General features: G+C 55.4%; 1 protein-coding gene. It reads right to left on the bottom strand.

Translation table 11 applies throughout. The features are described from left to right. Positions 1-1059 (bottom strand): IS3 family transposase gene (locus HJ536_RS20670; protein ID WP_177159275.1). Its coding sequence is split into 2 segments (ribosomal slippage), with 1060 coding nucleotides annotated over them: positions 1-798 and positions 798-1059; the frame shifts between segments, so codons are not numbered across the junction. This gene is flagged as partial in the annotation. Positions 1060-1078 lie beyond the last annotated feature (19 nt).

Here is a 1078-nt window from a genome sequence, read left to right as displayed (position 1 = left end):
TTGGGACGTTGTATCCGATGGCGCTGTGTGGTCGGTCGTCGTTGTAGTGTCTACGCCAATCCTCCAGCTTTTCGCTGGCATCCGCAAGGCTCATGAACCAATGTGCGTTCAGGCATTCGGACCGGAGCTTGCTGTTTAACGCCTCGATGAAGCCGTTATCCGTCGGTTTGCCGGGTCGCGAGAAGTCCAGCGTGACGTCTTTTGCGTAGGCCCATAGATCGAGGTCTCGGGACACGAACTCGCTGCCGTTATCGACTCTTATGGTTTTCGGATAGCCCGCTTTTGCGCAGATCTTTTCCAATGTCTGGACGACGTCTTCACCGCGGTAGCTGAAGCGGGCATCTAAAACGGGGCAGAAGCGTGAATGGGTGTCGACCACCGTAAGAATGCGCAACTTCTGCCCCAATGCCAGCTGGTCGTGGACAAAATCCATTGCCCAAACATCGTTCGGCCCTACGGCTTCTGTGCGATCCTCTCTTAGCTTGGCCTTCACACGCCGCTTTGGTGTTTTGTTTCTCAACTGCATGCCCATCGCTCTGTAAACATTGTAGGTTTTCCGGATGCTGAGATCCCAACCTTCACGGGCTAAAACTACATGCACGCGTCGATACCCATATCGGACACGCGTTTCGCAGATCTCTTTGATCCGCGCTTTCAGCGCTGCCGGATCGGTGCGGCGGGATTTGTAGTGGTAGCTTGAGCGGTCAAAACGCAGGGCCCCACAAGCCCTGCGTATCGAGACCGCCCAATCTGCGCACATCCCGCGAACGAGTTCACGCGACCGTTCCGGCTTCAAAGCTTTCGGCGAATAACATCTTGCAGCATTTCACGGTCCAGCGTCAGGTCCGCGACAATCTTCTTGAGACGCGCGTTCTCGTCTTCGAGCAGCTTCAACCGTCGCATCTCGTCGGGCAGCAACCCACCGTATTTTTTCTTCCAGTTGAAGTAGGTCGCCTGACTGATCCCAGCTTTGCGACAGATTGCGGCAACAGGCATCCCGTCTTCGCCTTGCCGCAAAATGAACGCCTTCTGCGCGTCTGTAAACTTCGATGCTTTCATGCGTTTCCGCTCCTTTCCC

Origin of the sequence: Donghicola mangrovi (genome assembly GCF_013377535.1) — a bacterium.
Lineage (GTDB): Bacteria > Pseudomonadota > Alphaproteobacteria > Rhodobacterales > Rhodobacteraceae > Donghicola > Donghicola mangrovi.
This window is presented reverse-complemented; position numbering and strand designations above follow the sequence as displayed.